We start from the raw sequence: 24910 nt of genomic DNA, 5'->3' as shown, positions 1-24910 counted from the left end.
AAAATAAAAAAGAAGGCTGTTCCAAAATAACTTTTTGGACAGCCTTCTTCTAGTTATTCACCTGACCTAGCTTTCCTTCCCGGACGTTTCACACCAGTCGTTTCTGTTGAATAGGAAGCTTCGATTATAGCGGCTGGATCTACAGAGAGAACGAGATCTTTCATTTTCGGATAAATGAATCGGTTTGTAATGCAATAAATGATTCTCTTATGCTCCCCTAAAAAACCACCTTCTCCATGTAGATACGTAACAGATAGTTGCAATTCTTTCATAAGTAAATCGCCTATTTCTTTATTCTTACCAGAAATAATCATAACGCTCTTACCTTGATTAATACCATCTAATATAAAATCAATCATCTTCGTAACAATATAGAAAATTGCTAATGAGAACATCGCTTGTTCGATTGAAAATAAAATGGCAACAAAGATGAAAATAACTGCATTTACTGCAAGTAAAAATGTACTAATCGGTACATTAAAGTGTTTATTCATCCAAACTGCTAACATTTCCGAACCGTCAATTGCTCCACCCATTTTAACAACAATCCCAACACCAATTCCAAACAGTACTCCACCATAAAGTACAATTAATAACTCAGAAGTCGTAATTGCTGGAAATGGTTTTAAATAAATTAATCCGAGTGTTGTAACTACATTCGCATAAGATGTACGGATAAAAAATTTCTTTCCCATTACTTTTGCAGTAAATAATAAAATTGGGATATTAATTCCTAAGAACACACCATAAAGCGGCAATCCTGCGACTTTATTTGCCATAATAGCAATAGCCGTTACCCCGCCATCTACTAATCCATTAGGTGCTAAAATAAGCTCTAATGAACCTGCTACTATAATTGAGCCAATTGTTAATAATACGTATTCAAATACTTTCTTCATTCATTACCCCCAAAACTTATATATTTTCTTAGTATTATTTTAACGTAATTTTACTACTAATTCAAAGGTATCGATTTATATACACAAAAGTTTCTCCTTTATCGCTATTTTTATGTAACACATGTAACGCGTAATACTAAAAACACACTTACAAATTAAAAGTAAGTGTGTTTTTAACATCTATTTAATCTTTACGTACGGCTTCATTTTTAATTTGAATATTTCCTCAACTGCCCTTTGATATCCACCGGCATTTCTAAGCGACTCTCCCACTTTACGACTATTCTCCTTAAACGTCACATCATCCATTACTTTCTTTACAGTCTCACGTAACAATTCAGAAGTTAACTCGTTGCGATTAAGTCTTATTCCTGCCCCTACTTCAGTCAATCGTTTTGCAACGAATGGCTGATCTCCTGTTACCGGAATTACAACTAATGGAACACCGTAATATAACGCTTCACTCGAACTATTCATACCACCATGTGTCACGAATACATCAGCATGCTGTAAAACTTCTAATTGCGGGACATAATTATACAACTTAAAGTTTTTCGGGATATTTTCAAATTGACTTATATTTATCTTCTTACCAACGACTAATACGACTGTCGCATCAACATCTTTAAACGCTTCAAAACATTTTTCATACAAAGCAGGTTGTTCATTAAAAACTGTTCCCATAGAAATGAAAATCACTTTTTCATTTTTTAAATCTTCGGTAGGAAAACTCCCCACTTCTTTTCGAGTAGCAATTGATGGACCTACAAATTTATACGATTCATCAAATACCTCTGAACGTGGCTGATATTCTTTTGAAGTATATACAATCGTAATATCACCAGGATGGTTCATAATATCATACATACTATTACATTTCATTCCATACTGCTTATTCCATCTTTCCATTCCCGCTAAACAAGATTGATATAATGGATCCATTTCATCTACTTGTCTCGCTTCTTGCCCATCATGAAAATTAATGTACTGATTAACAGCAAACGTTGTACAGGATGAAACGCTTGGTAATTGTAAAATATTCGCTATAATACGTCCTACTGGAAAATGATTATCATATATTAAATAATCATATTTTTCCTCTTTTGTTTCTTCTACAATTTGAGTAACAATACGCTCTGATGCTTCAATCATATGAGATAGCATCGTCAAAGGGCTCCCACCTTCATTTACTCGTTCCATAATATTAATTTGAGAGAGAAAATTCTCAAACACTCGGAATTCCGCACCTGTTGCTTCAACCTTCTTTCTATAATCTTCAATACAATAAGAAACAACTGTTTCCCCTCGCTGAATTAACTCACTTACAATAGCTAAAGTCGGATTAATATGACCTTCCCCAGGAAAATTTATTACGAGTACATTTGCCATAACATTCTCTCCTATCCAATTAATATAATAAAATTAACAATTAATTATATTAATTAATTTAAGTCTATTATAAATGAATGCATTCTACTTCTTCATGCTTTTCTCTTCATTTTATTATTGAGAAATATTTTCTATAGTCTACATTATTGTGATTCACAATCTTATAAATCAATGCTTAATTTTACTTTTACTCTTCATAGATTTAAAGATACGAGTCTTACATTCAAGTATTACCACCATTATTTTTAGACAATTCATACAAAAATAGAGAAATATAATATTTTTAATGAGTTTTCACTATAAATGTAAGTATGCTGTCTATCTTTTTATCTTTATCCTCATAACACATCATCTGTTATATAATGAATTTATAGAATTTACAGAAAAATAAGCACATGCCTTTAAAAGTGGTTACGAAACAATTATGTCTATTCCTCAATTAGAAGAATATAGACAGCCTTATCGTTATTTATACCGACTGTTATCTGTGCAAGGTAATGTGGAATTAAAAAAATGGTTAAGTCACCCATCCTATTTTTAAATACGAATGAGAGGGAATATACAATGGATATTCAGAAAAAGCGTTCTGTAACAGAAAGTGAAATACAGCAAATGAAGGATTTGGCTTATATTTGTGGGCAACAAGACAATCTTGATTACTCTTCAGATTTACATATCAACTTTTTAAAAAATCGAAATGAAGATTATATAAACGATTTTCTTCTTTATAACGGTACTCAATTAATTGGTGCTTTAAATATGTATGATTTCGAAAGACCAACAAAGCTTGAACTAATAGGCTTTGTACATCCTCATTTTAGAAAACAACGCTTCGGAACTATCCTTTTACAAACTGCAATGAAAGAAATACAAAATAGAGAGACAGATGAAGCTCTTCTTATTATTAATGGGGATTCTATTTCTGGGAATGAATTTGTAAAACATATGAAGTTACCATATTTATATAGTGAATATAGTATGGAGTGCAAAACAAACGAAATTCAAAAAACAACAGATAATAATATACAGCTTACTCTTGCACCTTCAGAACCACTTCTTGATCTTATTAAAATTTCTAGTAAAGCTTTTGGTGATTCAGTAGAAAATACGACTACATGGTTACAAAAAATGATGAATTCATCTTCCCATCAAGTTTACAGTGCCCTTATTGCTGAAAAAGTGATAGGAACAATTACAGTTTCTAAACAAGAGCAATCTACTACACTATCAGGATTCGCCGTTCATCCTTCTTATCAAGGTAAAGGATACGGAAAAGATATTCTTTGTAATATAGTACATACCCTTATTACAGAAGGAGTTTCAACAATTGAATTAGACGTCGAAACGAAAAATATCCACGCTTTAAAACTATATACACAATGTGGTTTTGAAATTAAAACGAGGCATGACTATTATAATTTAATGAATTTTTAGGTGAATACATATGTTAACAAAACAATTTATTCTAATTATGATATTTTAGCAGACATCTATAATAAACATTGGGGACATTTTGTTGAATACTCCCATCCAGCCTCGTTTTACAAGATGCTCTTCCCTACTCTCATATATTAGATCTTTGTTGCGGGACTGGTCATCTCTGCCAGTGATAGTTTAATTTAGTTGAACTAAAAAGTGTGTTTCGCAAAGTTTACTCCGTATTACATAACGGGGGTATATTCGCATTTGATATGAATAAAAAAACTGAATCGAAATGATTCAGTTTTTTCTTAATATATTTACAACTGCAGTTGTTTCGTCATTTTCTTTATAGACACGCGGAATTCTTCTATCTAGCATACATGTAACTTCATAGTTTATTGTACCTAACATATCCGCTATTTCTTCTACTGCGATATTTTCTTCACCTTGTTTACCGTAGAATACTACTTCGTCTCCTACTTGTACTGGCATCGCTTTTGAAACATCCAACATTAACTGATCCATACAAACACGGCCAATAACAGGTACTCGAACCCCATTAATTAACGCATAGCCTTTATTAGATAATTGACGATTATAACCATCAGCATAACCAATTGGTACAGTCGCAATCCATTCTTCACCAGTTGTTACATACGTATTCCCATAACTTACACCACGATTCTTCTTCGCATGTTTAATATGAGCTACTTTTGATTTTAACGACAACGCAGGCTGTAAAGAAACGACTGAATGATCCACTTCTTTTGATGGATACATACCGTACACTCCTATTCCAACCCGTACCATATTTTGAAATGTGTTACTTAATTCCATTGATCCCGCACTATTTGAACTATGAATATATGGTATTTGAATTCCTAATTCTTTCGCTGTATTAACAGCTTTTTCAAATAAACTTGTTTGCATATTCGTATATGATTTATCGATTTCATCTGCCGTAGAGTAATGCGTAAACATCCCTACTACCTCTACATACTCCATACGGTTTAATTCTTCTAAAAATGGTTTAACTTCTTCTTCTTGTAAACCGATACGACTCATTCCTGTATCAATTTTCACTTGAATTTGTACTTTCTTTTGAAGACGGTTTGCAATTTCATTTATACCATGTAAATCTTCTACTCTATAAACAGTCATCATAACGTCATATTGAATTACATCTTCTACAGCCGCTACTGGTGTGTATCCTAAAATTAAAATTGGTACAGTAATTCCTGCTTCTCTTAATTCTATTGCTTCATCTACAAATGCAACTGCAAGTTGATGTATTCCCGCTTCAATTGCAGCTTTGGCAACTTCAACTGCCCCATGGCCATACCCATTCGCTTTTACAGCAGCCATCATCTTAATTTCTTCATCATTTACATGTTTTTTAAATTCTTTTACATTATGTTTTACAGCATTTAAGTCAATTTCTACAATTGTATCTCTTCCATATTTCAAACTCATTGGTCTAACTCCTAACTCAATAATTGCATTCCATTCTATTTCACGTTTCATATGACCTTTTACAATATAATACTTTTCATTATGCTAGTCAAACTACTAGAATTTTCGGAATTTTGAGTATGATATAATATCCTCAAGAAACTATTATATACGGAGACGAGGAGAATTACAATGTTTGTTCAATCTGCATTGCATCAACTAAAAGTTGCTATTGATACTTCTATTTATATGCTTAACCAATATAGTGAAAACGATTTAAAAATACAACCGATTCACTCAAAACGATCATTATTTGAAATGTGTGCACATCTTTCTCTTATTTGTCATGCTGATTTACTCATTTTAAATGGTATTTCAGAAAAAGAATTACATACCTTTTATATAGAACATACACCCGTAACAGTTGCTCACATGCAACAAACGATGATTGAAGGATACAACCTTCTCTCTAAAACATTTCTTTCCTACTCCCAAATAGAATTAGCAAAAGTTATGACTGCCTATTGGGGGATTTCTTATTCGCGCTTTGAATGGTTACTTGAAATCGTTGCACACTTTTATCATCATCGTGGACAAATTCATATTTTATTATGCGAGCATATGAAAGATCCTCGCATTCCTTTATTTGAGTGATTTTCCACTCATTCATTAATTAGCTACAAAACCAATAAAAAGTATCATTCCTAATAAAATAAATGTTTGAGCATAACCTCCTATTTTCATAAGATAAATAGAAATGATAGGTCCTATACTAGTACCTAAAAATAAAATAAAAGTATATTCCCCTTGCTTTCCCTCCTAATTGACCTCCAAGAGAAACTAAAGACGGAACGGATATAGCAATACCTATTACAAAACAGACACTCATCATTACAAGTAGAGATAGATCCGAAACAAAGCCCATTGAACTTAGACTAAAAATAACAATCAACAATCCTCCTTGAAGAACTTTCCTTACTTCAAACCTCTTTGTTAAAAGACCTGCAAGTGGTGACAGCAACATACCAAACAGCCCTGCTAAGCGAAAATAAAGGATTTGTTCTGCAGTTAAATTGTAAGTAGGAGAGCTCAAATAATTCCCTAAAACAGTATACATATTAACAAAAGCCATTATTAAAACAGGATTTTTCACACTGACTAACTATTAGTTTTAAATAATTCGCAACTTCTTTAAGGCATAAGAAATTCCGCCTTCACTCGCCTTCGTTGTAACGAAATCAGCCCTTCTCTTCAACTCCTCTCCACCATTTCCCATCGCAACTCCTAATCCTACATACTGCAACGTCTCAATATCATTTCCACCATCGCCAAAAGCAATGGCTTCTAATTTACTAATGTTTAAATGTTCCAATACTTTTTGAATTGCAGTTAGCTTCGATACTTTACTATCTTCCAATACATTTATAACGTAACCATGAAAACGCTCAAACGTAAGTGCTGGATATCTTTCAATGAATTTTTGAGCTTCTGTATCATCAGCATACAGACATATGCAATACATCTCATCTGATAAGTTTCTAACTTTGTCAGGATACCGCTCTAAATTTAAAGTTTCATTTAACGCTCGCATGACACGTTCATCTTTGGAAGCAATATTATTCATTGCAAATTCTTCTGTAAAGTAAGAAACACTGTGACCATGTAATTCAGCAAAATTTGAAATATCATGAACGATTTCGCTTGAAAGTACTGATTTATGTATAACTTCTTTCCCACATTTTATATGTGCACCATTTGCTGAAATAAACGTATTTATACCTAGTTCCTTAAATTGTGAGCATAAACTATACGGTCTTCCAGTTGTAACAACTACGTGAATTCCTTTATCTATTAACCTTCGTATCGCTTCTTTTGTACTTTCGTGCATGCTTCTATCAATCTCACTTAATAACGTACCGTCAACATCGAAAAATACAACTTTGTACATAAGTCTTTACATCCCGTCCAAATGATTCGTATCATTAATGAAATGCACCGTTTTTTGTTCACCCTCAATTTCAATTAAACTTATTCCCGTATCTCCCATTTTGAAATAGTAGTCCATTGAAATTGGCATTTTGAAAAATGCACGTAATAGACTATTAATTACGCCTCCATGGGCAACAATTGCAATTCGATCATATGTATTCTCTATCATAATTTTAGAAAAGATTCCTTCTATTCTCATTCGAAACTCAATAAATGATTCTCCGTTTTCAAAACGGTCATGAAGAAACTTTGGCTCTGGATATTTCTTTGCTTCTTCAAATGATAAGCCTGCTTGCACTCCATTATTAAACTCCATTAATTCCTCTTCTAATTGAATTGGACAACCAATTGCTTCTGCTAATATTTCACCCGTTTCACGAGCGCGTTTTAATGTGCTTGCCCAAATGAAATCTGGCGCAAAATCTTTTTTCACTTTCTGTACAAGTCTTTGTACTTGTTGTCTCCCTTTGTCAGTTAACTCAAAATCAGCTCGACCTTCATGCACATGTAAAATATCAGCTTCTGATTCTCCGTGGCGTATTAGTAGTATTTGCATGTTTCTCTCTCCCTTTATTTAACATTCATAAAATCCCATTATATCACATTTTAAGATTCCAAAATAAAAAAGGAACGGTCTCCCGTCCCTCATCCATTCACTTTTTCCGCATCATTCCAATAATATTTACTAAACGCTTCTGTTAACACATCAATTGTGTTATATAATTCATCTAACGTATTATCAACACCACCAACTTCAATTAACATCGCATTTTTCGATAAATCTTGATTATAAACGCCATTTCCATCCTTTTTATACTTTGGAAAAATCCCTCTACTTAATCCGTAGTAGTTTTCATCTAAATAACTATTGATCGCTCTTGCAATTTTTTCATTTTCAGCACGGCCTTCATTTTCCATCCCAATTATAAAATATAATCTTGCATACGATTTTCCGTTAATTACTTTTGTTGTTACTTTCTTACGCTGATCGTCACGGTGTATATCAATTGGAAACGCAATTTTATTATTTTGTGCTAATGCTTCTTTTACATATTCATGAGACGCTTTATATGATTGCGGCCATTTCCATTTTTTACTCGCTAATAAATCACCCATATTCGTTTTATCGTGAACTACCGGAATTCCTTGTCCTTCAAGTTGCTCTTTCATACGTTTCCCTAGTAAGGACACATTTACATCTGGACTTGATGGATCCGTAGCCCCTGGTAATAATGGAAAGAAGGATTCCCAGCTATGTGTATGATAAATATATACTGCACTTTCACCTTTTTTCGCTCCGTTCTTTTTCTGAACCGGATTATTCTTTTCCGCTTCTGTAACTTTATCTTTTGCTACTTCCCGTTCTTTCGTTACTTCTTCAATCGGTACACTAGATTCATTTGGGATATTCGTCAAGTTTGTCCCTTCCCCAGCTACGATAATATTAGAATAATACTTTGACATACCAGGTACTTCTTTACCGACGAATGTTCTTAAATCTTTAATTTTCAAATCTGTCGCAATAGAGAACATTAAATTTCCAACTGACTCTCTTTTATTCTTCTTAAAATAATCAAATCCGTAATAGCGATTCTCACTTTCTATCATTTGAACAAAACCTTGCATCGATACTTTTCCAAACCATTGATTTGCATAATTCGATTTCATTGTATGTAAAAATGACGTCAAAATCGACGCTATCATAATTACTATTAGCGCATATAAAAGGAGTAACGAAATCAGTTTCTTCCCATGTATTCGAGTTGCATACTTTTTCACTGCATCACCTTCTTTATACATGGATATGTACAAGCTTTTCGGAATATACGCAAAAAAAAGAGAAATGGTATCCCATTTCTCTTCCTCACTTTTATTGTTCTTTTCCTGTATCATTTGAAGATAGTTTCTTCACTTGTTTTTCTTTAAATATTTCTCCAATTGCCCCAAGAGTACCAAGTGTTTCAATTGCATTAGACGGAATAAAGACTTTATTTGCTGGTCCTTTTGCAACTTCAGCTAATGATTCAAATGATTTGTAAGCAAGTATACGCTCATCCAAATTCGCTTCACGAAGCAATTCAATACGATTTTGTTCTGCTTTTGCGATTTCTTCAATTGCCCTTGCTTCCCCTTGCGCTTCTAATTCTTTTGCTTCTTTTATACCTTCAGCTTCGCGAATACGCGCTTCTTTATCCCCTTCAGCCATCAAGATTTTACTTTGCTTTTCCCCTTCAGCACGAAGGACTTTATCTTGTTTTGCTGCTTCAGCTTCTAAAATAATCGCACGTTTATTACGCTCAGCCTTCATTTGTTTTTCCATTGATGCTTGCACATCTTTTGGCGGGTTAATATCAACAACTTCGACACGTTCAATACGTACGCCCCATTTTTCTGTTGCTTCATCAAGCGCTAAGCGGATCTCTGTTGAAATTTTTTCACGACCAGATAACGTTTCATCCAGTTCCATTTTACCGATAATTTGACGCATCGTTGCTGAAGTAATATTACGAACACCATATTCATAGTTTGAAATACCATATGTCGCAAGTTCTGGTTCAACAATTTGATAGAAAATAATAGTATCAATTTCTACTTGAACATTATCTTTCGTAATTACCTTTTGCGGTGGTACATTCGTTTGTTGAATACGTAAGTCATGATATACACGAACACGATCTACAATTGGTATTAAAATATTTAACCCTGGGTGCATGATACGTTGAAACTTACCAAATCTTTCAACAACCCCAACTTTTTGCTGAGGAATAATTTTAATTGTTAATGCGATAAATGTAACTACAATTAGTGCGAATATAATCGTTAACGTTAATGCTACCATATTTATTCACTCTCCTTTTTCACTTGTAATATAGTACTATGCCTCTTTATAACAACGACTTTTTCTCCAGCATCAATTGAAGAATCTGCAATAGCTGTCCAAGTATCTCCATCCACTTTCACAATACCATTCGCTTCATTTGTAATCGCTTGCATAACAATCCCTTTTTTACCAACAAGCATATCTACTGTATCAGTAAAACCTTTTGCTTCTCGAAAGTTTTTTGAAATTCTTTTCGTAAAGAATGTCAAAGTTAAACTTACAATTGCACCAACAGTAACTTGTAACAGTAATGCATCAGGAGCGAACAAAGCAATAAGACCTCCGACAACAGCTCCAATTCCAAGCCAAAGCATGTAAAATGTAATCGACAACATTTCTGCGATAAATAAAATACCAGCTATTATAAACCAAATTACCCAAGCAGCCATATGCAACCCTCACTTTCTTTCTCATTTTCTATATGTATATGAAGAAAAGAATGGTTTATCCGCCCTTTCTTACACTTGGGCGTTTGCTACAAGCTATTGTACATACTCACTGTTACAATGATCATTAATATAATACTATATCAATATATTCTTCATTATACATGAAAATCCCTTTCAAAAAGTGACAAAAAATTAAATTCTTTAAAAATTTTAATTTTTAAATTATAATTATTCTAATTACTAAATACTATTTTTATAGAGGTGATAATCTTATTGAAAAACCTGTCACTAATCTACTATTTAGGTTCCAAAATATGCATTACTCTCGCTGACATCGTATATGTAATGATTATTACAACTCATATTTATATAGCAACTAAATCAGCTACTATTACTGCTCTTTTTCCATTATTACAAGTTATCACAAATCTAATTGCTAACATCTCTGCACCACTTATAATAAATCGTTTTCCAACTTATACGCTGTTATATACGCTCCAATGGCTGAAAACAGTCTTTTTACTATTATTAATGATTTTGTTCCCGGTCTTATCCACAAACATTATAGCTCTATTAACTTTTATTTTTGTCATTTCATTATGTAGTGGGTGGAGTGCTCCGTTATTATACGGTATTCTCCCGCGCCTTACACCGAAAGAAAAATTAGTAAAAGTAAATAGTATCTTTTCCTTTTCAACACAAATTGTGCAAGCCGTTGCTTATTCATTTACGAGTATTGTCGTTCTTCTCATTGGCGCTACTTCTACACTCATGATTAATAACATTTTAATGATTTTCGGATGCATTGCATTACATTTTTCATTACGTTCCATACATACTGAAAGAATAGCAGATTCTCCCTCTTCCAAAAGTACTGTTTTATTGGAAGGTTGGAAACTCCTATTTCAAAATCCTTCTCTCCGTACCGTTACATATATGGACTTAATCGAAACTTTCGCAGGGACAATATGGATTGGCGCTATTACGATGGCATACGTTACGACTATCCTTCATAAAGGCGAAGAATGGTGGGGATATATTAATACAAGTTATTATGTTGGCACGTTAATCGGTGGTCTATTAGCATGGAAAATGAGTTCCTATATTCAAAACAATTTAATACGATCTATGTCGATTGGCTCTCTTATATTTAGCATTCTTACATTTTTATATGGTATGACGAGCAGCGGATTTATTGCGCTTTTTCTATGTGTTCTAATGGGACCATGTTATCAAATTAGAGATATTTCCCAAACGACTGTTTTACAATCAAGTGTCGCCCCTGCTTTATTATCCAAAATGTATACAGCACATGGTGCACTTCTTTCAACAGCCTCTGGACTATCTATGCTTAGCATTGGCATTATTACTGATATGTTCGGTGTTCGTACAATTTATATCATCGCTTCTATTCTTATTTTATGTTCCGCTTGTTTATCTTTTAGTTTATTAAAATATCATAAGACAGAGCAGAACGATATTTCAATTTAATCACTAAAACAAAGAGGACAGGGATTCCTGTCCTCTTTGTTTATTCTATTCATGATAAGTTGGGGATTTTTCTATGCTTTGTCGCTTGTTCAAAAGCATAAGCTAATTTAATTAATATCCCTTCACTAAAGGCAGTGCTTGCAATGGTAATTCCAAAAGGCCTCCCGCTTTCCATATACCCTGCTGGTATTGCTATAGACGGATAACCCGCTTTTGCACATATAGTAGAACCTATATAGGAAGGAAACAGTATCGCATCAAGATTATATTTTTCCAATGCAAAATCAATGCCTTGTTCTTGAGAAAAATATATATCTTCTAATCTCGCATTTAAATATTCTGGATTTCGTAACGTATTAGGAAAATCTTTTCTTCCCTCTAACTTAGTTTGTCCATATTTTAAAGCTCTTTCTGCTATGTTTTTATTAAACTCCATTAACTCCGAAATAGAATGTACCGGGATAGTAGAAGGTAATTTAGAAAGATAGTTATCTAAACTATGCTTCAGCTCATAAAGCGGAACTCCCCAGCTCCATTCTCTATGAAAAGAAGGAATATCAATATTTTCTACTACTGTCGCTCCTTCATTACGTAATACTTGAATCGTTTCCTTAAACAAGATTTCATCATACTCACCATTTTCGTAATAATCTTTTGGTGCATCGTTAAACACACCAATCTTCGCTCCATTTAAACCATTTGCATCAAGGTAAGATGTATAATCCCGATATGCCCTATTTTCACTTTTTCGAGTAACTACATCTTTCTCATCCACTCCAGTTAAACTCCCTAGCAAAATAGCAGCATCTGTTACCGTTCTAGCAAATGGTCCAGCTGTATCTTGTGAATAAGTAAATGGAATAATTCCTCTACGACTAATTAAACCGACAGTCGGTTTAATACCTACTACAGAATTTTGAACAGCGGGGCTCAAAATAGAAGCATCGGTTTCTGTCCCAACAGATACTACTGTAAAGTTAGCAGCAACTGCTATCGCAGATCCTGTACTAGATCCGCCAACAAACATATGATCCTTGCCCGTTCCGTATGGATTGATTGTTTGACCACCTTCTGCACTATATCCAGCCCACATTTCAAAAGACATTGCATTTGCTAATTCTGTCATATTCGTTTTTCCAATTATCACTGCCCCTGCTTCTCGCAGTTTAGTAACAAGAAATGCATCTTCACTGCTTATATTTTGTTCTAGAGCTATTGTACCTGCACTTGTATGCATGGAGTCATTCGTTTCAATATTATCCTTAAGCAAAACAGGTATTCCATGCAATGGTCCCCTTACGCCTTTTGTCATTCTTTCATAATCTAACGCTTCTGCAATAAAAATAGCATCTGGATTGATTTCTAAAATTGAATTGATTTTCGGTCCGTCTTGATCATACTTTGCGATTCTATAGAGATAATACATTACTAGCTCTTTTGAAGTTAACTTTCCAGATTCCATTTCATTTTGAATATCTTGAATTGTTAATTCCTTTTTTAAGATTGGATTAAACTGAATTTCCATTTATATTCTCCCTTATATGAACTTTTTTAGCGTATAACCCTTAATTTTTCAATTTTTCACCTCAACACATCCTAAATTAATATCCCTTTAAAGAAATTCAATATCCTTATTTAAACACCTTTAATTTCCCGAAAAATAAAAAAAGTCTGAAACAGATTAAACTTCGCTTCAGACTCTTACATTACTGTGCGTATACTTCATCTAACAAATGTAAAAACTCACCTTGTTTCCCAGCTAATTCAGGGCATTTTGCAATATCAACCCATTCGTAGCAAAATACTAATCCTTTATCTTCCTCACCAGCACTTACAATATGTTCCCAAGTATCCTTTACATCTGTTAGTAAAGTTACATGAAAAAAGTGGCGTTTTTCATATTCCTGTTTTTCTTTCATATGTATGATGTAATCTGCTAAAAAACGTTCTATGCATAAATGACGCAATCCGGATTCTTCCTGTACTTCACGCAATATAGCCGCTTCTAACGTTTCACCTTCATTAACCGTTCCTCCTGGCACTTGAATACCAGCTTCATGTATATCACGATGTTTAAAAACAAGTAATTGCATAACCCCCTCTTTTTCTCTTGTAATATATGCATGTACTTTTTTCTTATATAACATCGTCATTATACGTCTCTCCCCTCAATCATTTACTCTGTTACTTCTTCAAGCGTCAGTTGATTATCATACAAATATGTAGCTTGTGGATTTCCCACATACCTTACGTGCCATGGTTCATACCGATAACCCGTAATCGTTTCTTTCGCTTTTGTGTATCGAACAACAAAACCAAATTTATGGGCATTTTCAGAAAGCCACTGACCTTCTTTCGTTTCCCCAAAAACCGTCTCTAACTGAAATTTAGCAGATTGAGACGTAATATCCATAGCTAGTCCAGTTTGATGCTCACTTGTGCCAGGAACCGCGCTAGACATTGCTGTTTTTGCTTCCCCGTCTTGTTTTTTATACATCGTATTTAATGCTTTTTGTCGATCAAAAGATCTAAATCCAGAAACTGCAAAAAGAAAAATACGCTCGTTGTCAGCCTGCTGAAACATATCCTCAAGCGCCCTCGCTGCCTCTTTTCTCATCTTTTTCTTTTCTTGATCACCTTCACTAGAGTAGCGCACTTTCGGAATAACTAAATCTGGCGGTCTATACCCATCTGGTAAACGCCTACTTTTATTTACAAGTACAAGCATTGAATTCGGATTATTAATTACCGCAATATCCCCATCCATATTAGCAATCGTTTCTTTCGCTTTCGGAAATATGCTATTTACACTTACTTCCCGCGCCTGCTTATCCTTATACATTTTATAATTGATTCCTGCTACTCCAATAATAATTATTGCAGCTACAATACCAAGTAGTGCCCATCTTTTTTTCATATAACGACCTCTTATTTTAATAATTTGGCCATTTCATACTCATCGATGCCCTTTCCATCGATAATAAGAGCAGCTTTTTTGACACCTTCTTTCTCAAATCCAGCTTTTTTATATAGTGCCTGAGCTCTTGTATTGTGGGCCATTACTGTTAATTCTAAACGCCATACATCATGTAATTTTGCCCACTTCTCAACCTCTTTAAACAATCTCGTCCCAATACCTCGCCCGCTATACTCTTGCAAAATACCAATTACAATGCTTGCCACATGCCTCTTTCTTTGAATGTTATTTCCATTCACTAATATAAAACCTACTATTCTCTCATCTTCAACTGCTACAAATATTGTTGCATATTCATTTTCCATAAATCGATGGATCATTTTTTCTTGTTGCTCAGCTGTAGTTTTCCTTTCTCCTGGTTCATATAGCATAAACTTCGTTTCTTCATCTAATTGCTTACTTAATTGCAAAAATGATGCTGCATCTTCTATTTCGATTTCCCTAATCACTTCAATCACCCTACCAGTTTCATAATAAAAAGTTTTCCTTATAAAAAGATTTTCTCTACTTTCCCGAAAATTCCTTTGTAAATCTCCTACTATAAATTGACAAATTTCGATATTACTATAACAACGACAAATTATGTCTATTCTGTGACGTCTCACCATTACAAAGAAAAAACGCAAGCATTACACTTACGTTTTTTCAAGATTGAAGTGCGCTAATAATTATCGATAGATGTCCTGGCTAATTCACGTTTCACTTTATCCATTCACTTTTTCTGCCTGCCAAAAATATTCACCAAATGCTTTAGCAAGTGCATCAATTGATCGATTCAATTCTTCCTCTGTATTATCTACACCGCCAACTTCAATTAATATTGCTTGTCCTGATAGGTCTTGATTATAGATTCCATTTCCTGTCTGGAACCCTTTTTGAATGACCCCACGACTCACTCCTGGATATTTCTTATTAATCGCCTCATGTAAAGCTGTCGCTAATTGTAAGTTTTTTTCATAGTTTTTATTTCCTTTCCCTACTACAAATGCAAGCTTTGCATATGACTTATCTCCAATTGTTTTTGTCGTTACATTCTTTCGGGCACTATCACGATGCAAATCAAAAAAGTATTGAAGATCTTTATTTCCAGCCATAGCTTGCTGCACAATTTCTCGTGACATTTTATACGAACTATTACTGTTTAAACCTTTACTTATTAACTTTTGACCAACATCACTCTTATCGTTAGTAGCTCCAATCCCTTCACCTTCTAGTTGTTCACGGAAACGATCTCCTAATATAGAAATATTCGATACAGAACTCGTTGCTTTATTCGGATTCGGGTCATTCGTTAAGTTAAGTAAAGGTAAATAAGATTCCCAGCTATGTGTATGATAAATAAACGCAACTTGTCTCTTCCCAGTCGTTTGGGACGGCTGTTTTTTCTCTTTACTCGTATCTTGTTTAGGTACTTGTCCAGTTCCACTAGTCCGTTCCTTCACCACTTCTTCAAGAGGAACACTCGACTCTATCGGTAAGTTAGAATAATTTGTACCCTCACCCGCAATAACAATTTCTGTATCGTACTTACCAAACCCCGGGAGCTCTTTCCCGACGAAACTGCGTACATCATTAAAGCGAATATTTGTAGCCATAGAAAAGAGAAAAGAAGAAATTGAAAAATCTTGATTCAAATTTCGATACTCCTGTGTAAAATAATGATTCTCTTTTCCAAGTACATACATGTAACCATTCATCGATAACTCATTTAACCAATTATATAAATACGTTGACTTTGTCTCTTTCATAGAGGTTACCATCATACTAATAAGAAAAAAAGTCGCTAGCATTGTAGTAATAACAAATAAAACTAACTTACGCATACTTGTAAACTTCATAAAAAAAAAGCCCCGATTCATACTATCACCTCTCTATTTCAAGTTATGTACAAGCCCTAGAGAATAGACCGTTAAAATTTCGGCTATATTGTTAATGAGGTGAAATGAATTGAAGCTATTAATAGGAATATTACCATTTGCTCTATCATTCATTTTTTATTTGTCCGCTAAGCAACCAAAAATCGCTATTGTGCTACATATTTCTGCGTACTTGACACTGTATGTACTCGGTATAATTATTTCCATTAATATATACGATGTTTTAATACAAGATTTAGTTTTCATGACGAGCATTCATGGAATTTTACTGAATCCATTTTTCCTTATTGCAGGAGCGTATATAGGAACATACACTTTGTACCTACTTTTGTCTCACATTATTATGAAAATAAAAAATGGAGCGTAATGAAATGCAACCACCATTTATCTGTCATACATGCAAAAAAAGAATTGTGAGAAAGAAAGACCTTATTACAGCCACATGGTACTTCCGCTTTTATTTATTTCACAGTGATTGTTTTAAACGACAGCAAGTGTTTATCTCACGATTTCTCCCTGTGAATACACTTTTCAATTTCTTTCTTATTATATATGGACTTATTTTTGGCAGTATTCTTATGATTACAGAACCATCTATTATTTGGCTGACTTTCTTTTTTCCCATTTTTTATCGGTTTCTTTCTTATTATTATGTTGAACGTTTTTTCTCTACAGAACGCGTAGACTGACCTCTCGGAATACTTAAACATTCCCACTCATTTTCTTTTAACATCTTCCCAATGTAAATAATCTGACCAATATGCAATGCATAATGAGCAATTTGCCTTTCAATTGCTTGCATGACAGTATGTGCTTCACCGCGAATGTATACCGTCTTCAATAAGTGTTCCGGCGTTAAAGTATTCATCGTATTAAAAACATATTTCCATCCTTCTTGCCAAGCTATAAGGGTTTCTTCTTTTGAGTGATAGCATCCTTCAAATTCACCATCTCGATTACGATCTGTTTTTTCACCATCAGACGTTAAAAAATCCGTCCATCTAGAACGCATATTACCGTGCAGATGCTTAATAATAATCGCTATACTATTTGTTTCTTCATGAGAAGACCATTGTATTTGTTCATATGATAATTGAGAAAGTGCCCGTTCCCCTTGTTTCTTTGTTGCTTTAAAGTTCGAAATCGCACATTGCAAATATTCTCGTCCGATATCCATATTAGCCCCTACCTTCACCCTAGCTAATTTTTGTTCCATTTGGCAATTCCATATTAGGCTGAAGTAACACAACATCATCAGCTTCAGGAACACCACCAAGCACAAGTACTTCTGATTTGAATCCAGCTACACGCTTTGGTGGAAAGTTTACAACAGCAACGATTTGTTGACCGATTAAATCTTCTGGACTATACCTTTTCGTAATTTGAGCACTTGACTGCTTTATCCCGATTTCTCCAAAATCTATTGCTAGTTTAATCGCTGGTACTCTCGCTTCTTTAAATTCCTCTGCATATATTACAGTTCCAATTCTCAAATCCAAATTTAAAAAATCTTCAAAATTAGCCATTTATCATTCCCCCCCACTTATTACTTAGACAAAATACAAAAATCCCCTTCAAAAAAAGAAAGGTGCCTAAGCACCTTTCTTTTGTAATTCACTTGATTCATTTGATTTATAGAAGAAGAAACCGAGAATCCCGCCAATACATGATGGAATTAACCATCCGATTCCTTCGTTATATAACGGTAACATTTGTAGTACATTAGAAATCGCGTCAATTTTAATTTTCGCACTTTCTAAACCGTTAAAGAAACTAATTAACAATGCACCTAAAATAGCTCCAATATAAATTGTATTACGCTTCCCAATCCACTTATGGAAATACGAAAGTACAATTAATACAATTGCAACTGGATAAATGATCATTAACACAGGTAATGTTACTGCGATTAATTGCGTTAAACCTAGGTTAGATACAATTAAACTAAATACACATACCATTGTTACAATCGTTTTATGCGAAAGTTTTGGGAATAAGTTTGTAAAGAAACCCGCACACGCAGATGTTAGCCCAACAGAAGTTGTTAAACAAGCAAGTATAATAACAAGCCCTAATAAAATTTTACCACTCGTCCCATATAGCTCATTTACAACATTCGTTAAAATAAGACCACCGTTTTCTGAGATACCAAGTGATGTACTTGTTGAACCAAGATAAGCAAGTGATAAATAAATTAACGTTAAACCAAGTACAGCAATAATACCTGATACTACTGTTATTTTTGCAATTTGACTACTCTCTTTTATCCCTTTAGAGCGGATAACTTGTACAACGACAATTCCGAATACGAGCGCGCTAATTGCATCCATCGTTAAATATCCTTGAATAAATCCACCAAAGAAAGCATTTTCTTTGTAAGCAGCTAACGGCGCAGCTGGCTCTCCAATTGGATCAATAATTGCCTTTCCGACAATAACAGCGACAATTAATACTAATAATGGTGTAAGAAACTTTCCGAACCAATCCACTAATTTAGATGGATTTAATGATAAATACCACGTTATTCCGAAGAAAACTATCGTGAAAAGAAATAGCATGTACCACTCTGAAACCATTGCCTCTGATAAAAACGGCTTCATACCCATTTCAAACGAAACAGCTCCAGTACGAGGAATCGCGAAAAATGGTCCAATTGCTAAATAACTAATCAATGGGAAAATAAACGCAAATATAGGGTGGACTCTAAAAGATAGCGCTTTCAAGTCCCCCTCTACAAACGCGACAGCTGTTACAGCTAGTAGGGGTAATCCGACTCCCGTTACAAGGAATCCTATTGTAGCAATCCAAACATTCTCTCCTGCTTGTTGACCTAAAACTGGCGGAAAAATTAAATTTCCTGCTCCTAAAAATAATGCAAATAGCATTAAACCAATTGCTACCGTATCACCTGGCCTTAAACGTCCCTTCATGCTCTTCATTTGCATAGCACTTTTTCATTGTTTATCTCTATATTTTACAATATGCTATGCATCCTCCTCTCTGCTCAAGATGATAAAATATGCCCCTTACAAAGCAGTGTCTTTCTCCATAATTTCTCCATTCCCCTTATTTTTACTCTAATCATTAATATAATTATTATTTTAATTTTTGATTTTTTTAATTTTTGATTTTTTTGAATTTTTAAATCATTAAAGTGTTATTACGTGGAGTATAGATGTCAGACCTCTTTGTTTTTATCACACATATAGTAACATATTTAGTTGCAAAATAAAAACATATTTTCAAATTGATTTTTTTGAAAATCGAAATTATCTACATTTTTTATTCTCTTACACAAATATTGTTATAATCTCACCTATTATTCGATCGTTATTTTCAAATAACTTTATACACGTAACATACAAAAGCCATCTAATATAATTTAGATGGCTTTTGTATGTTACTCTATCGTTTCAACTTCACGTGGATTTTTCATCTCTTCCACATACACAACTCTAAATCCGTGATCTTCTAAATCTTTCAATAATGTCTCTAATTCACCGTCGTTAAACTCTTCTCCTAATGTAAACATAATTCTACGAACTAATAAGGCATCATTATCAAAAGTCATCAAACTTTGAATACCAGTGTATTTCTTTAAAACTGTCGATAACTTTTGGATTGCTCCATTATAGTCTTGCGTTCCAATCATGACAGAGTATTTACTAGAGTGAACACCCCATGCATCCTCTAATAACTCAAAAACTTTTTTATGCGTTAAAATTCCAAGGAAAACCCCTTTTTCATCAACTACTGATAAATAAGGCAATTTTTTTATTGTAAAAAATACTTTAAAGAAAGATGAATCTTCTCTCACAAATCCTTCTTTATCGTTTAATAATTGTATTACACTCTCATCAAGTGATCCTTTATATTCTAAAATATCTACTTTATATATATTCCCTAAAAATTTCTCTTTTTTTTCATCTAAAACTGGTACACAACGATACCCCGTTTTATTTAAATGCTCTAACGCTTCCCCTATCGTAATCGAACTTGAGCACAGTAAAACTTCCCTTTTCGGCACGTAATTCCCTTTAATCCTCATAAAAAGCCTCCTTATGTTAAAATACTTTCTGTGCCATAACTATATTATATTTTCAGAAAAAAATAAATAATTTATTTTATTTTTCTGAAAATTATTCATTTTCTTGTCATAATTTATTCATGAATCCTTCACTTGCATATTTTTGCTATCAAATCTTCTCTCTGAATTACTGAATGAAAAATATATTGTAACTTCCTTCAAAAAAAGCTAAAATAAGAATAAGAATTTTCTGAATATTCTAAGAGTAGGTGGTTATATGTCCTTATTACGCTCACATATATGTAAATTTATAATTGGTATTATTGTTATTTTTGCCATAAGTCCTATTCCAGCTCTTTTTATTACACACAATTATTCTTATCAAAATGGATTTATTAGCATTTTTCAAAACTTCGCACAGCTTTCTTCTATATCAATTCCAAAGGTTGATTGGATGCATGAATCTATCTTTTTCTCAGCAAACCAAATGATACATACTTCTAATCATTCAACACCATTATTCCCTTACATATGGGAAATATATTTTATATCGATTGTTCGTTTTACTTTTACCCTTGCGATCGGATTTTTCATAAGTTTGGGTATCGGCCATTTATTTTTCAAATTACCTAATTCGTTTAAAAAGTTTACTACTGTATTGAAATGGATACCTTACTCTTTTTGCACTGTAGTATTACAATGTTCAGTCTTATTACTACTTCTATACATCGCACAATTTATAAACCTTCCTTACTACTCATCATTTATCATCGTATGTAGTACTTCCATGATTATCGTTATGCAAGCAGTAAAAAAATGGATTCCTTTCTTAAAAAACACAAATGAATATGAAATAAAACATGATTCTTTTCTTGTGGATACATTGTTTTTGGCGCTTACTTCGAATCATAAATCAATTTTAGGTTCCATTATTCTTTCATTCGTTTTTATGGAATGCGTTTTTCATGCAAATGGACTGTTACAATTTATCGTTCAATTTGGCGGAAATTCACCCATAATTGTTACAATCGGCTTATTACTACTCTATATCCCATATAGCATACTTTCTTTCCTTCAAACACTATGGACCACAAACTACTCCAAGCAACAGTCATACACTTTGACGAGAAGTGTTCCAAAACCTTAATTTAAAATAACCCTCTATAATCTAAAAGTAGGGGGTTATTCCTTTTGTATAGCGGACAAAATAACAGCAAATTCAAAAACTATTACAGAAACATACCAATATTTACCCTTTTCCTTTGACTATTCTTTTCATTTGGATTTATTATAAAAGTATAACATAATTGCAGGAGGTGACATCTTTATTCCAAACCTTGGAATGGAGAACACGCTTGGACATATTAAATATTTTTCTCATCTTTGTACTTATTCTTATTTCTGGCTTTTTCGTTGCATCAGAATTCGCTGTTGTAAAAGTACGAAAAAGTCGAATTGACCAACTTGCAAATGAAGGTAATAAACAAGCTTTAGCTGCAAGAAGCGTCCTATCTAATTTAGATGTTTATTTATCAGCTTGTCAGCTCGGAATTACAATCACTTCTTTAGGGCTTGGTTGGCTTGGTGAACCGACTGTGGAACATATACTACGACCGCTCTTTGAAAAAATTAATATTACTGGAACAATGGCTAACACTTTATCTTTTGTTATTGCTTTTAGTGTTATTACATTTTTCCACGTTGTATTAGGTGAATTAGTTCCAAAGTCTTTCGCAATTCAAAAAGCAGAAGCAATCACACTCAAATTTGCAAGACCGCTTATTTTATTTGATAAAATTATGTACCCATTCATTTGGCTACTCAATAGTACAGCTATATTTTTCACAAAATTACTCGGATTAGAACCTGCGAAAGAAAGTGAACTTGCTCATTCTGAAGAGGAATTGCGACTCATTTTAGGTGAAAGTTTTAAAAGCGGTGAAATAAACCAAACCGAATATAAATATGTAAATAACATTTTTGAATTTGATGATCGAGTTGCAAAAGAAATTATGGTTCCTCGTACCGAAATGATTTGCTTATCTACTGAAAATACGTTAGAAGAAAATATGGATATCGTCGCTACTGAAAAATATACACGCTATCCAATTATCGAAAAAGATAAAGATGATATCATTGGGATGATCAATACGAAAGAAGTATTCCATGATCAAACGAAAGGTATTTATAAGCCACTTGAATCTTATATACATCCTGTTCTAACTGTATTTGAAACAGTTCCAATTCGTAAAACGTTAGTCCATCTTCAAAAAAATCGCGTTCAGATGGCAATTGTTATGGATGAATATGGTGGTACTGCCGGACTTTTAACGATGGAAGATATTCTTGAAGAAATCATTGGAGAAATTCAAGATGAATTCGATGCGGATGAATCACCTATGATTGAAAAGCGTACACCTAAGCTTACTGTTTTAGATGGAAAGGTGCTTATTTCTGAAGTAAATGATATGTTTGGCCTACATATTGATGATAGTGATTTAGATACAATCGGAGGATGGCTTCTTTCTCAAGCAGTTGACTTAAATATTGAAGCTGGCTATTCCATTGAATATGCTGGTTTTCAATTTAAAGTATTAGAACTTGATGGCCATCAAGTCAAAAAAGTTGCTGTACATAAACTAGATATTAAAAAGGAGCTATAAAGTGACTGTTTTATTAACAATTTGTATCATTGCCTGTTTCGTTGTTTCATTTCTCGCTTTTATTTATCCAATTATCCCTGGCATACTAGCTGTCTGGGCTGGATATTTGATTTACCATTTCGGTATAAATGGAGGCGAATTAACAACTTCTTTTTGGATTATTCAAGTCATTTTTACTCTTTTCATTTTCGTTGCTGATTTTATTGCAAATGGATATTTCTTAAAAAAATACGGTAGTTCTAAATGGGGCGAACGTGTCGGAATGATTTCTATCATTGTCGGATCGTTCTTCTTCCCACCATTCGGACTTATTATCATACCGTTCTTATCAGTATTTATAACAGAACTAGTGCATAAAAAAGCGCCAAAAGATGCCTTTCTAGTTGGAGTCGCTACTGTAGTTGGTTTTTTAAGCAGTACAGTAGCGAAAGCAATTCTCCAAATCATTATGATTATCATCTTCTTGTGTTATATCATCTTTTAACCATCCCGACTTCGGGATGGTTTTTTAATATGCAATACCTACTCGACTATTTTCATATATGTTTTTCTTACATAGATCCCATGCAAAGTGTGCTGTATCACCCACTGTAATTTTTGATCCACCCTCTGGCAATATATCTTTTTCAGTTCGATATACCTCTGTCGCCTCACCATCTATTAAATGTGTCGGACAAACAACTGTCCAACATAAATTATTACTATTACTTAGTACTTTATATGCAGCCAAATGATCTTCCGCTGCCGTTGTCGTTTTCCTTTTTGATTCCGTTGATTGAAAACGATATAAATTTAGATTTGTTCTTGCTTGTAAAATACCAGCTGTTCCTATTGTTATGATGCTACGAACCCCTTCTTCTTCCATTTGCTTAATGATTTGTGGCATACTCTTCCCTAATGTTCCATTTTGATCCGTTCCAAGTGCACTAATTACTATATCGCTTCCTTCTATCACTTTCTTTATATCATTTTCGTTCAATACATTACCTTCTATCACTCGTAGCCTTTCATGTTGTATTTCTATTCTATTTAAATCACGCGCTAATGCAGTCACTTCAGCTGAATCCTTTAATGCTAAATTAATTATGTTTGAACCTACTCGTCCTGTTGCTCCCAATATACATACTTTCATTTGTTTTCCCCCTCTTTCATTCTCTTTCTATTTTTCAATAATCTCAGTCAATTTACAACAAAAAAGCTTCCTCATATATGAGAGGAAGCTTTATTATTACTTTATTTCTTTTCTTTAGAATCAGTAGACTTCTCGGTTCCGCTTGTTTCTTTATCCTTTTTATCCTCTTGTTGTGTTGTTGTGTCGTCTTCTTTCTTCTTGTCCTCACCTTTACTACAACCTACCATTAATAAAGAACTTGCAAGTGCCATAGCAGTTAATGATTTAACCCATTTATTCATTTGCGTTTCCTCCTTGTGATAGAATATGTACAACCTCATAT

General features: G+C 33.6%; 28 protein-coding genes and 2 pseudogenes. 10 read left to right on the top strand and 20 right to left on the bottom strand.

What is annotated here, in order from left to right:
- Nucleotides 1-53 precede the first annotated feature (53 nt).
- Nucleotides 54-899 (bottom strand): YitT family protein, encoded by an 846-nt coding sequence (locus ES895_RS07880; protein ID WP_000755125.1) that lies wholly within the window; start codon nt 897-899, stop codon nt 54-56.
- Between the two features lie 180 nt (nt 900-1079).
- Nucleotides 1080-2288 carry a macrolide family glycosyltransferase gene (locus ES895_RS07875; protein ID WP_135238270.1) on the bottom strand — a complete coding sequence of 403 codons (1209 nt, stop codon included), beginning with the start codon at nt 2286-2288 and terminating at the stop codon, nt 1080-1082.
- 391 nt (nt 2289-2679) lie between these two features.
- Between ES895_RS07875 and ES895_RS07870 the strand changes: the two are divergent.
- From ES895_RS07870 to ES895_RS30190, 3 genes and pseudogenes are all read left to right on the top strand, one after another.
- A pseudogene (locus tag ES895_RS07870) lies at nt 2680-2829 on the top strand (nitrate reductase); the annotation flags it as partial.
- Nucleotides 2830-2852: 23 nt separating this feature from the next.
- Nucleotides 2853-3722 carry a GNAT family N-acetyltransferase gene (locus tag ES895_RS07865; protein WP_135238269.1) on the top strand — a complete coding sequence of 290 codons (870 nt, stop codon included), beginning with the start codon at nt 2853-2855 and terminating at the stop codon, nt 3720-3722.
- A pseudogene (locus ES895_RS30190) lies at nt 3723-3889 on the top strand (class I SAM-dependent methyltransferase); the annotation flags it as partial.
- A gap of 118 nt (nt 3890-4007) precedes the next feature.
- On the opposite strand, the gene alr reads toward ES895_RS30190, so the two are convergent.
- Entirely contained in the window at nt 4008-5183 is a 1176-nt protein-coding gene (alr, locus tag ES895_RS07855; protein ID WP_021727885.1) for an alanine racemase, read from the bottom strand.
- 171 nt (nt 5184-5354) lie between these two features.
- On the opposite strand from alr, the gene ES895_RS07850 reads away from it, so the two are divergent.
- Nucleotides 5355-5816, top strand: coding sequence for a DinB family protein (locus ES895_RS07850; RefSeq protein ID WP_000498004.1), 462 nt, complete (start codon nt 5355-5357; stop codon nt 5814-5816).
- Between the two features lie 118 nt (nt 5817-5934).
- Here ES895_RS07850 and ES895_RS07845 read toward each other — a convergent pair whose 3' ends face one another.
- The 6 genes from ES895_RS07845 to ES895_RS07820 form a co-directional block, all read right to left on the bottom strand.
- The gene (locus ES895_RS07845) at nt 5935-6294 is read right to left on the bottom strand and encodes an MFS transporter (RefSeq protein WP_003284084.1); all 360 of its coding nucleotides are present in this window, start codon (nt 6292-6294) and stop codon (nt 5935-5937) included.
- Between the two features lie 39 nt (nt 6295-6333).
- Nucleotides 6334-7110: a Cof-type HAD-IIB family hydrolase gene (locus tag ES895_RS07840; RefSeq protein ID WP_135238268.1), complete on the bottom strand. Its 777-nt coding sequence runs from the start codon at nt 7108-7110 to the stop codon at nt 6334-6336.
- Nucleotides 7111-7116: 6 nt separating this feature from the next.
- Nucleotides 7117-7707: a histidine phosphatase family protein gene (locus tag ES895_RS07835; protein WP_001166433.1), complete on the bottom strand. Its 591-nt coding sequence runs from the start codon at nt 7705-7707 to the stop codon at nt 7117-7119.
- 89 nt (nt 7708-7796) lie between these two features.
- Nucleotides 7797-9044 (bottom strand): stage II sporulation protein P, encoded by a 1248-nt coding sequence (gene spoIIP, locus ES895_RS07830; protein WP_000613905.1) that lies wholly within the window; start codon nt 9042-9044, stop codon nt 7797-7799.
- Nucleotides 9022-9990, bottom strand: a complete 969-nt coding sequence (locus ES895_RS07825; protein ID WP_135238267.1) for an SPFH domain-containing protein — start codon at nt 9988-9990, stop codon at nt 9022-9024. The genes spoIIP (ES895_RS07830) and ES895_RS07825 overlap by 23 nt, the downstream gene beginning before the upstream one ends.
- Nucleotides 9991-9992: 2 nt before the next feature.
- The gene (locus tag ES895_RS07820) at nt 9993-10421 is read right to left on the bottom strand and encodes an NfeD family protein (protein WP_000741974.1); all 429 of its coding nucleotides are present in this window, start codon (nt 10419-10421) and stop codon (nt 9993-9995) included.
- A gap of 273 nt (nt 10422-10694) precedes the next feature.
- On the opposite strand from ES895_RS07820, the gene ES895_RS07815 reads away from it, so the two are divergent.
- The gene (locus ES895_RS07815; protein WP_000793776.1) at nt 10695-11912 is read left to right on the top strand and encodes an MFS transporter; all 1218 of its coding nucleotides are present in this window, start codon (nt 10695-10697) and stop codon (nt 11910-11912) included.
- A 49-nt stretch (nt 11913-11961) separates the two neighbouring features.
- Here ES895_RS07815 and ES895_RS07810 read toward each other — a convergent pair whose 3' ends face one another.
- The 5 genes from ES895_RS07810 to spoIIP (ES895_RS07790) form a co-directional block, all read right to left on the bottom strand.
- Nucleotides 11962-13437 carry an amidase family protein gene (locus ES895_RS07810; protein WP_135238266.1) on the bottom strand — a complete coding sequence of 492 codons (1476 nt, stop codon included), beginning with the start codon at nt 13435-13437 and terminating at the stop codon, nt 11962-11964.
- 181 nt (nt 13438-13618) lie between these two features.
- Nucleotides 13619-14065 (bottom strand): NUDIX hydrolase, encoded by a 447-nt coding sequence (locus tag ES895_RS07805; RefSeq protein ID WP_000178289.1) that lies wholly within the window; start codon nt 14063-14065, stop codon nt 13619-13621.
- A 23-nt stretch (nt 14066-14088) separates the two neighbouring features.
- Nucleotides 14089-14829: a M15 family metallopeptidase gene (locus ES895_RS07800; protein WP_000747647.1), complete on the bottom strand. Its 741-nt coding sequence runs from the start codon at nt 14827-14829 to the stop codon at nt 14089-14091.
- Between the two features lie 11 nt (nt 14830-14840).
- Nucleotides 14841-15338, bottom strand: coding sequence for a GNAT family N-acetyltransferase (locus tag ES895_RS07795; RefSeq protein ID WP_000617574.1), 498 nt, complete (start codon nt 15336-15338; stop codon nt 14841-14843).
- A 255-nt stretch (nt 15339-15593) separates the two neighbouring features.
- Nucleotides 15594-16748, bottom strand: a complete 1155-nt coding sequence (gene spoIIP, locus ES895_RS07790; RefSeq protein ID WP_001079280.1) for a stage II sporulation protein P — start codon at nt 16746-16748, stop codon at nt 15594-15596.
- An 88-nt stretch (nt 16749-16836) separates the two neighbouring features.
- On the opposite strand from spoIIP (ES895_RS07790), the gene ES895_RS07785 reads away from it, so the two are divergent.
- Nucleotides 16837-17133, top strand: coding sequence for a hypothetical protein (locus ES895_RS07785; RefSeq protein ID WP_135238265.1), 297 nt, complete (start codon nt 16837-16839; stop codon nt 17131-17133).
- 4 nt (nt 17134-17137) lie between these two features.
- Nucleotides 17138-17455: a hypothetical protein gene (locus tag ES895_RS07780; RefSeq protein ID WP_002098535.1), complete on the top strand. Its 318-nt coding sequence runs from the start codon at nt 17138-17140 to the stop codon at nt 17453-17455.
- Here ES895_RS07780 and ES895_RS07775 read toward each other — a convergent pair.
- The 4 genes from ES895_RS07775 to cbpA all read right to left on the bottom strand — a co-directional run bounded on the left by ES895_RS07775 (nt 17416) and on the right by cbpA (nt 20814).
- On the bottom strand, nt 17416-17982 hold the full coding sequence (locus tag ES895_RS07775; protein ID WP_000435829.1) for a DUF1572 domain-containing protein: 567 nt from the start codon (nt 17980-17982) through the stop codon (nt 17416-17418). The genes ES895_RS07780 and ES895_RS07775 overlap by 40 nt on opposite strands.
- Complete coding sequence (gene csaA / locus ES895_RS07770) at nt 17963-18292, bottom strand: chaperone CsaA (protein ID WP_001263024.1); 330 nt, start codon at nt 18290-18292, stop codon at nt 17963-17965. The genes ES895_RS07775 and csaA overlap by 20 nt, the downstream gene beginning before the upstream one ends.
- A 66-nt stretch (nt 18293-18358) precedes the next feature.
- The gene (gene brnQ4 / locus ES895_RS07765) at nt 18359-19696 is read right to left on the bottom strand and encodes a branched-chain amino acid transport system II carrier protein BrnQ4 (protein ID WP_422850884.1); all 1338 of its coding nucleotides are present in this window, start codon (nt 19694-19696) and stop codon (nt 18359-18361) included.
- Between the two features lie 470 nt (nt 19697-20166).
- Nucleotides 20167-20814: a cyclic di-AMP binding protein CbpA gene (gene cbpA / locus ES895_RS07760; protein WP_001220526.1), complete on the bottom strand. Its 648-nt coding sequence runs from the start codon at nt 20812-20814 to the stop codon at nt 20167-20169.
- 256 nt (nt 20815-21070) lie between these two features.
- Here cbpA and ES895_RS07755 point away from each other — a divergent pair, with 256 nt between their 5' ends.
- The 3 genes from ES895_RS07755 (at nt 21071) to ES895_RS07745 (ending at nt 23940) form a co-directional block, all read left to right on the top strand.
- A complete protein-coding gene (locus tag ES895_RS07755) occupies nt 21071-21940 on the top strand; it encodes a hypothetical protein (RefSeq protein WP_000055258.1) in 870 nt (289 codons plus the stop codon).
- 208 nt (nt 21941-22148) lie between these two features.
- Entirely contained in the window at nt 22149-23456 is a 1308-nt protein-coding gene (locus ES895_RS07750; RefSeq protein ID WP_000353738.1) for a hemolysin family protein, read from the top strand.
- A gap of 1 nt (nt 23457) precedes the next feature.
- Complete coding sequence (locus ES895_RS07745) at nt 23458-23940, top strand: DUF456 domain-containing protein (RefSeq protein ID WP_000217338.1); 483 nt, start codon at nt 23458-23460, stop codon at nt 23938-23940.
- A 24-nt stretch (nt 23941-23964) separates the two neighbouring features.
- Here the strand turns inward: ES895_RS07745 and ES895_RS07740 are convergent, their stop codons facing one another.
- Together ES895_RS07740 and ES895_RS07735 are read right to left on the bottom strand one after the other, a co-directional pair.
- A complete protein-coding gene (locus tag ES895_RS07740) occupies nt 23965-24588 on the bottom strand; it encodes an NAD(P)-dependent oxidoreductase (RefSeq protein WP_135238264.1) in 624 nt (207 codons plus the stop codon).
- 101 nt (nt 24589-24689) lie between these two features.
- On the bottom strand, nt 24690-24869 hold the full coding sequence (locus ES895_RS07735) for a hypothetical protein (RefSeq protein WP_001045960.1): 180 nt from the start codon (nt 24867-24869) through the stop codon (nt 24690-24692).
- Nucleotides 24870-24910: the final 41 nt, after the last annotated feature.

Source organism: Bacillus sp. 007/AIA-02/001 (assembly GCF_004634455.1).
Taxonomy (GTDB): domain Bacteria; phylum Bacillota; class Bacilli; order Bacillales; family Bacillaceae_G; genus Bacillus_A; species Bacillus_A cereus.
Note: the sequence above shows the minus strand (reverse complement) of the source record. Positions and strands in the feature narration are given on the sequence as shown.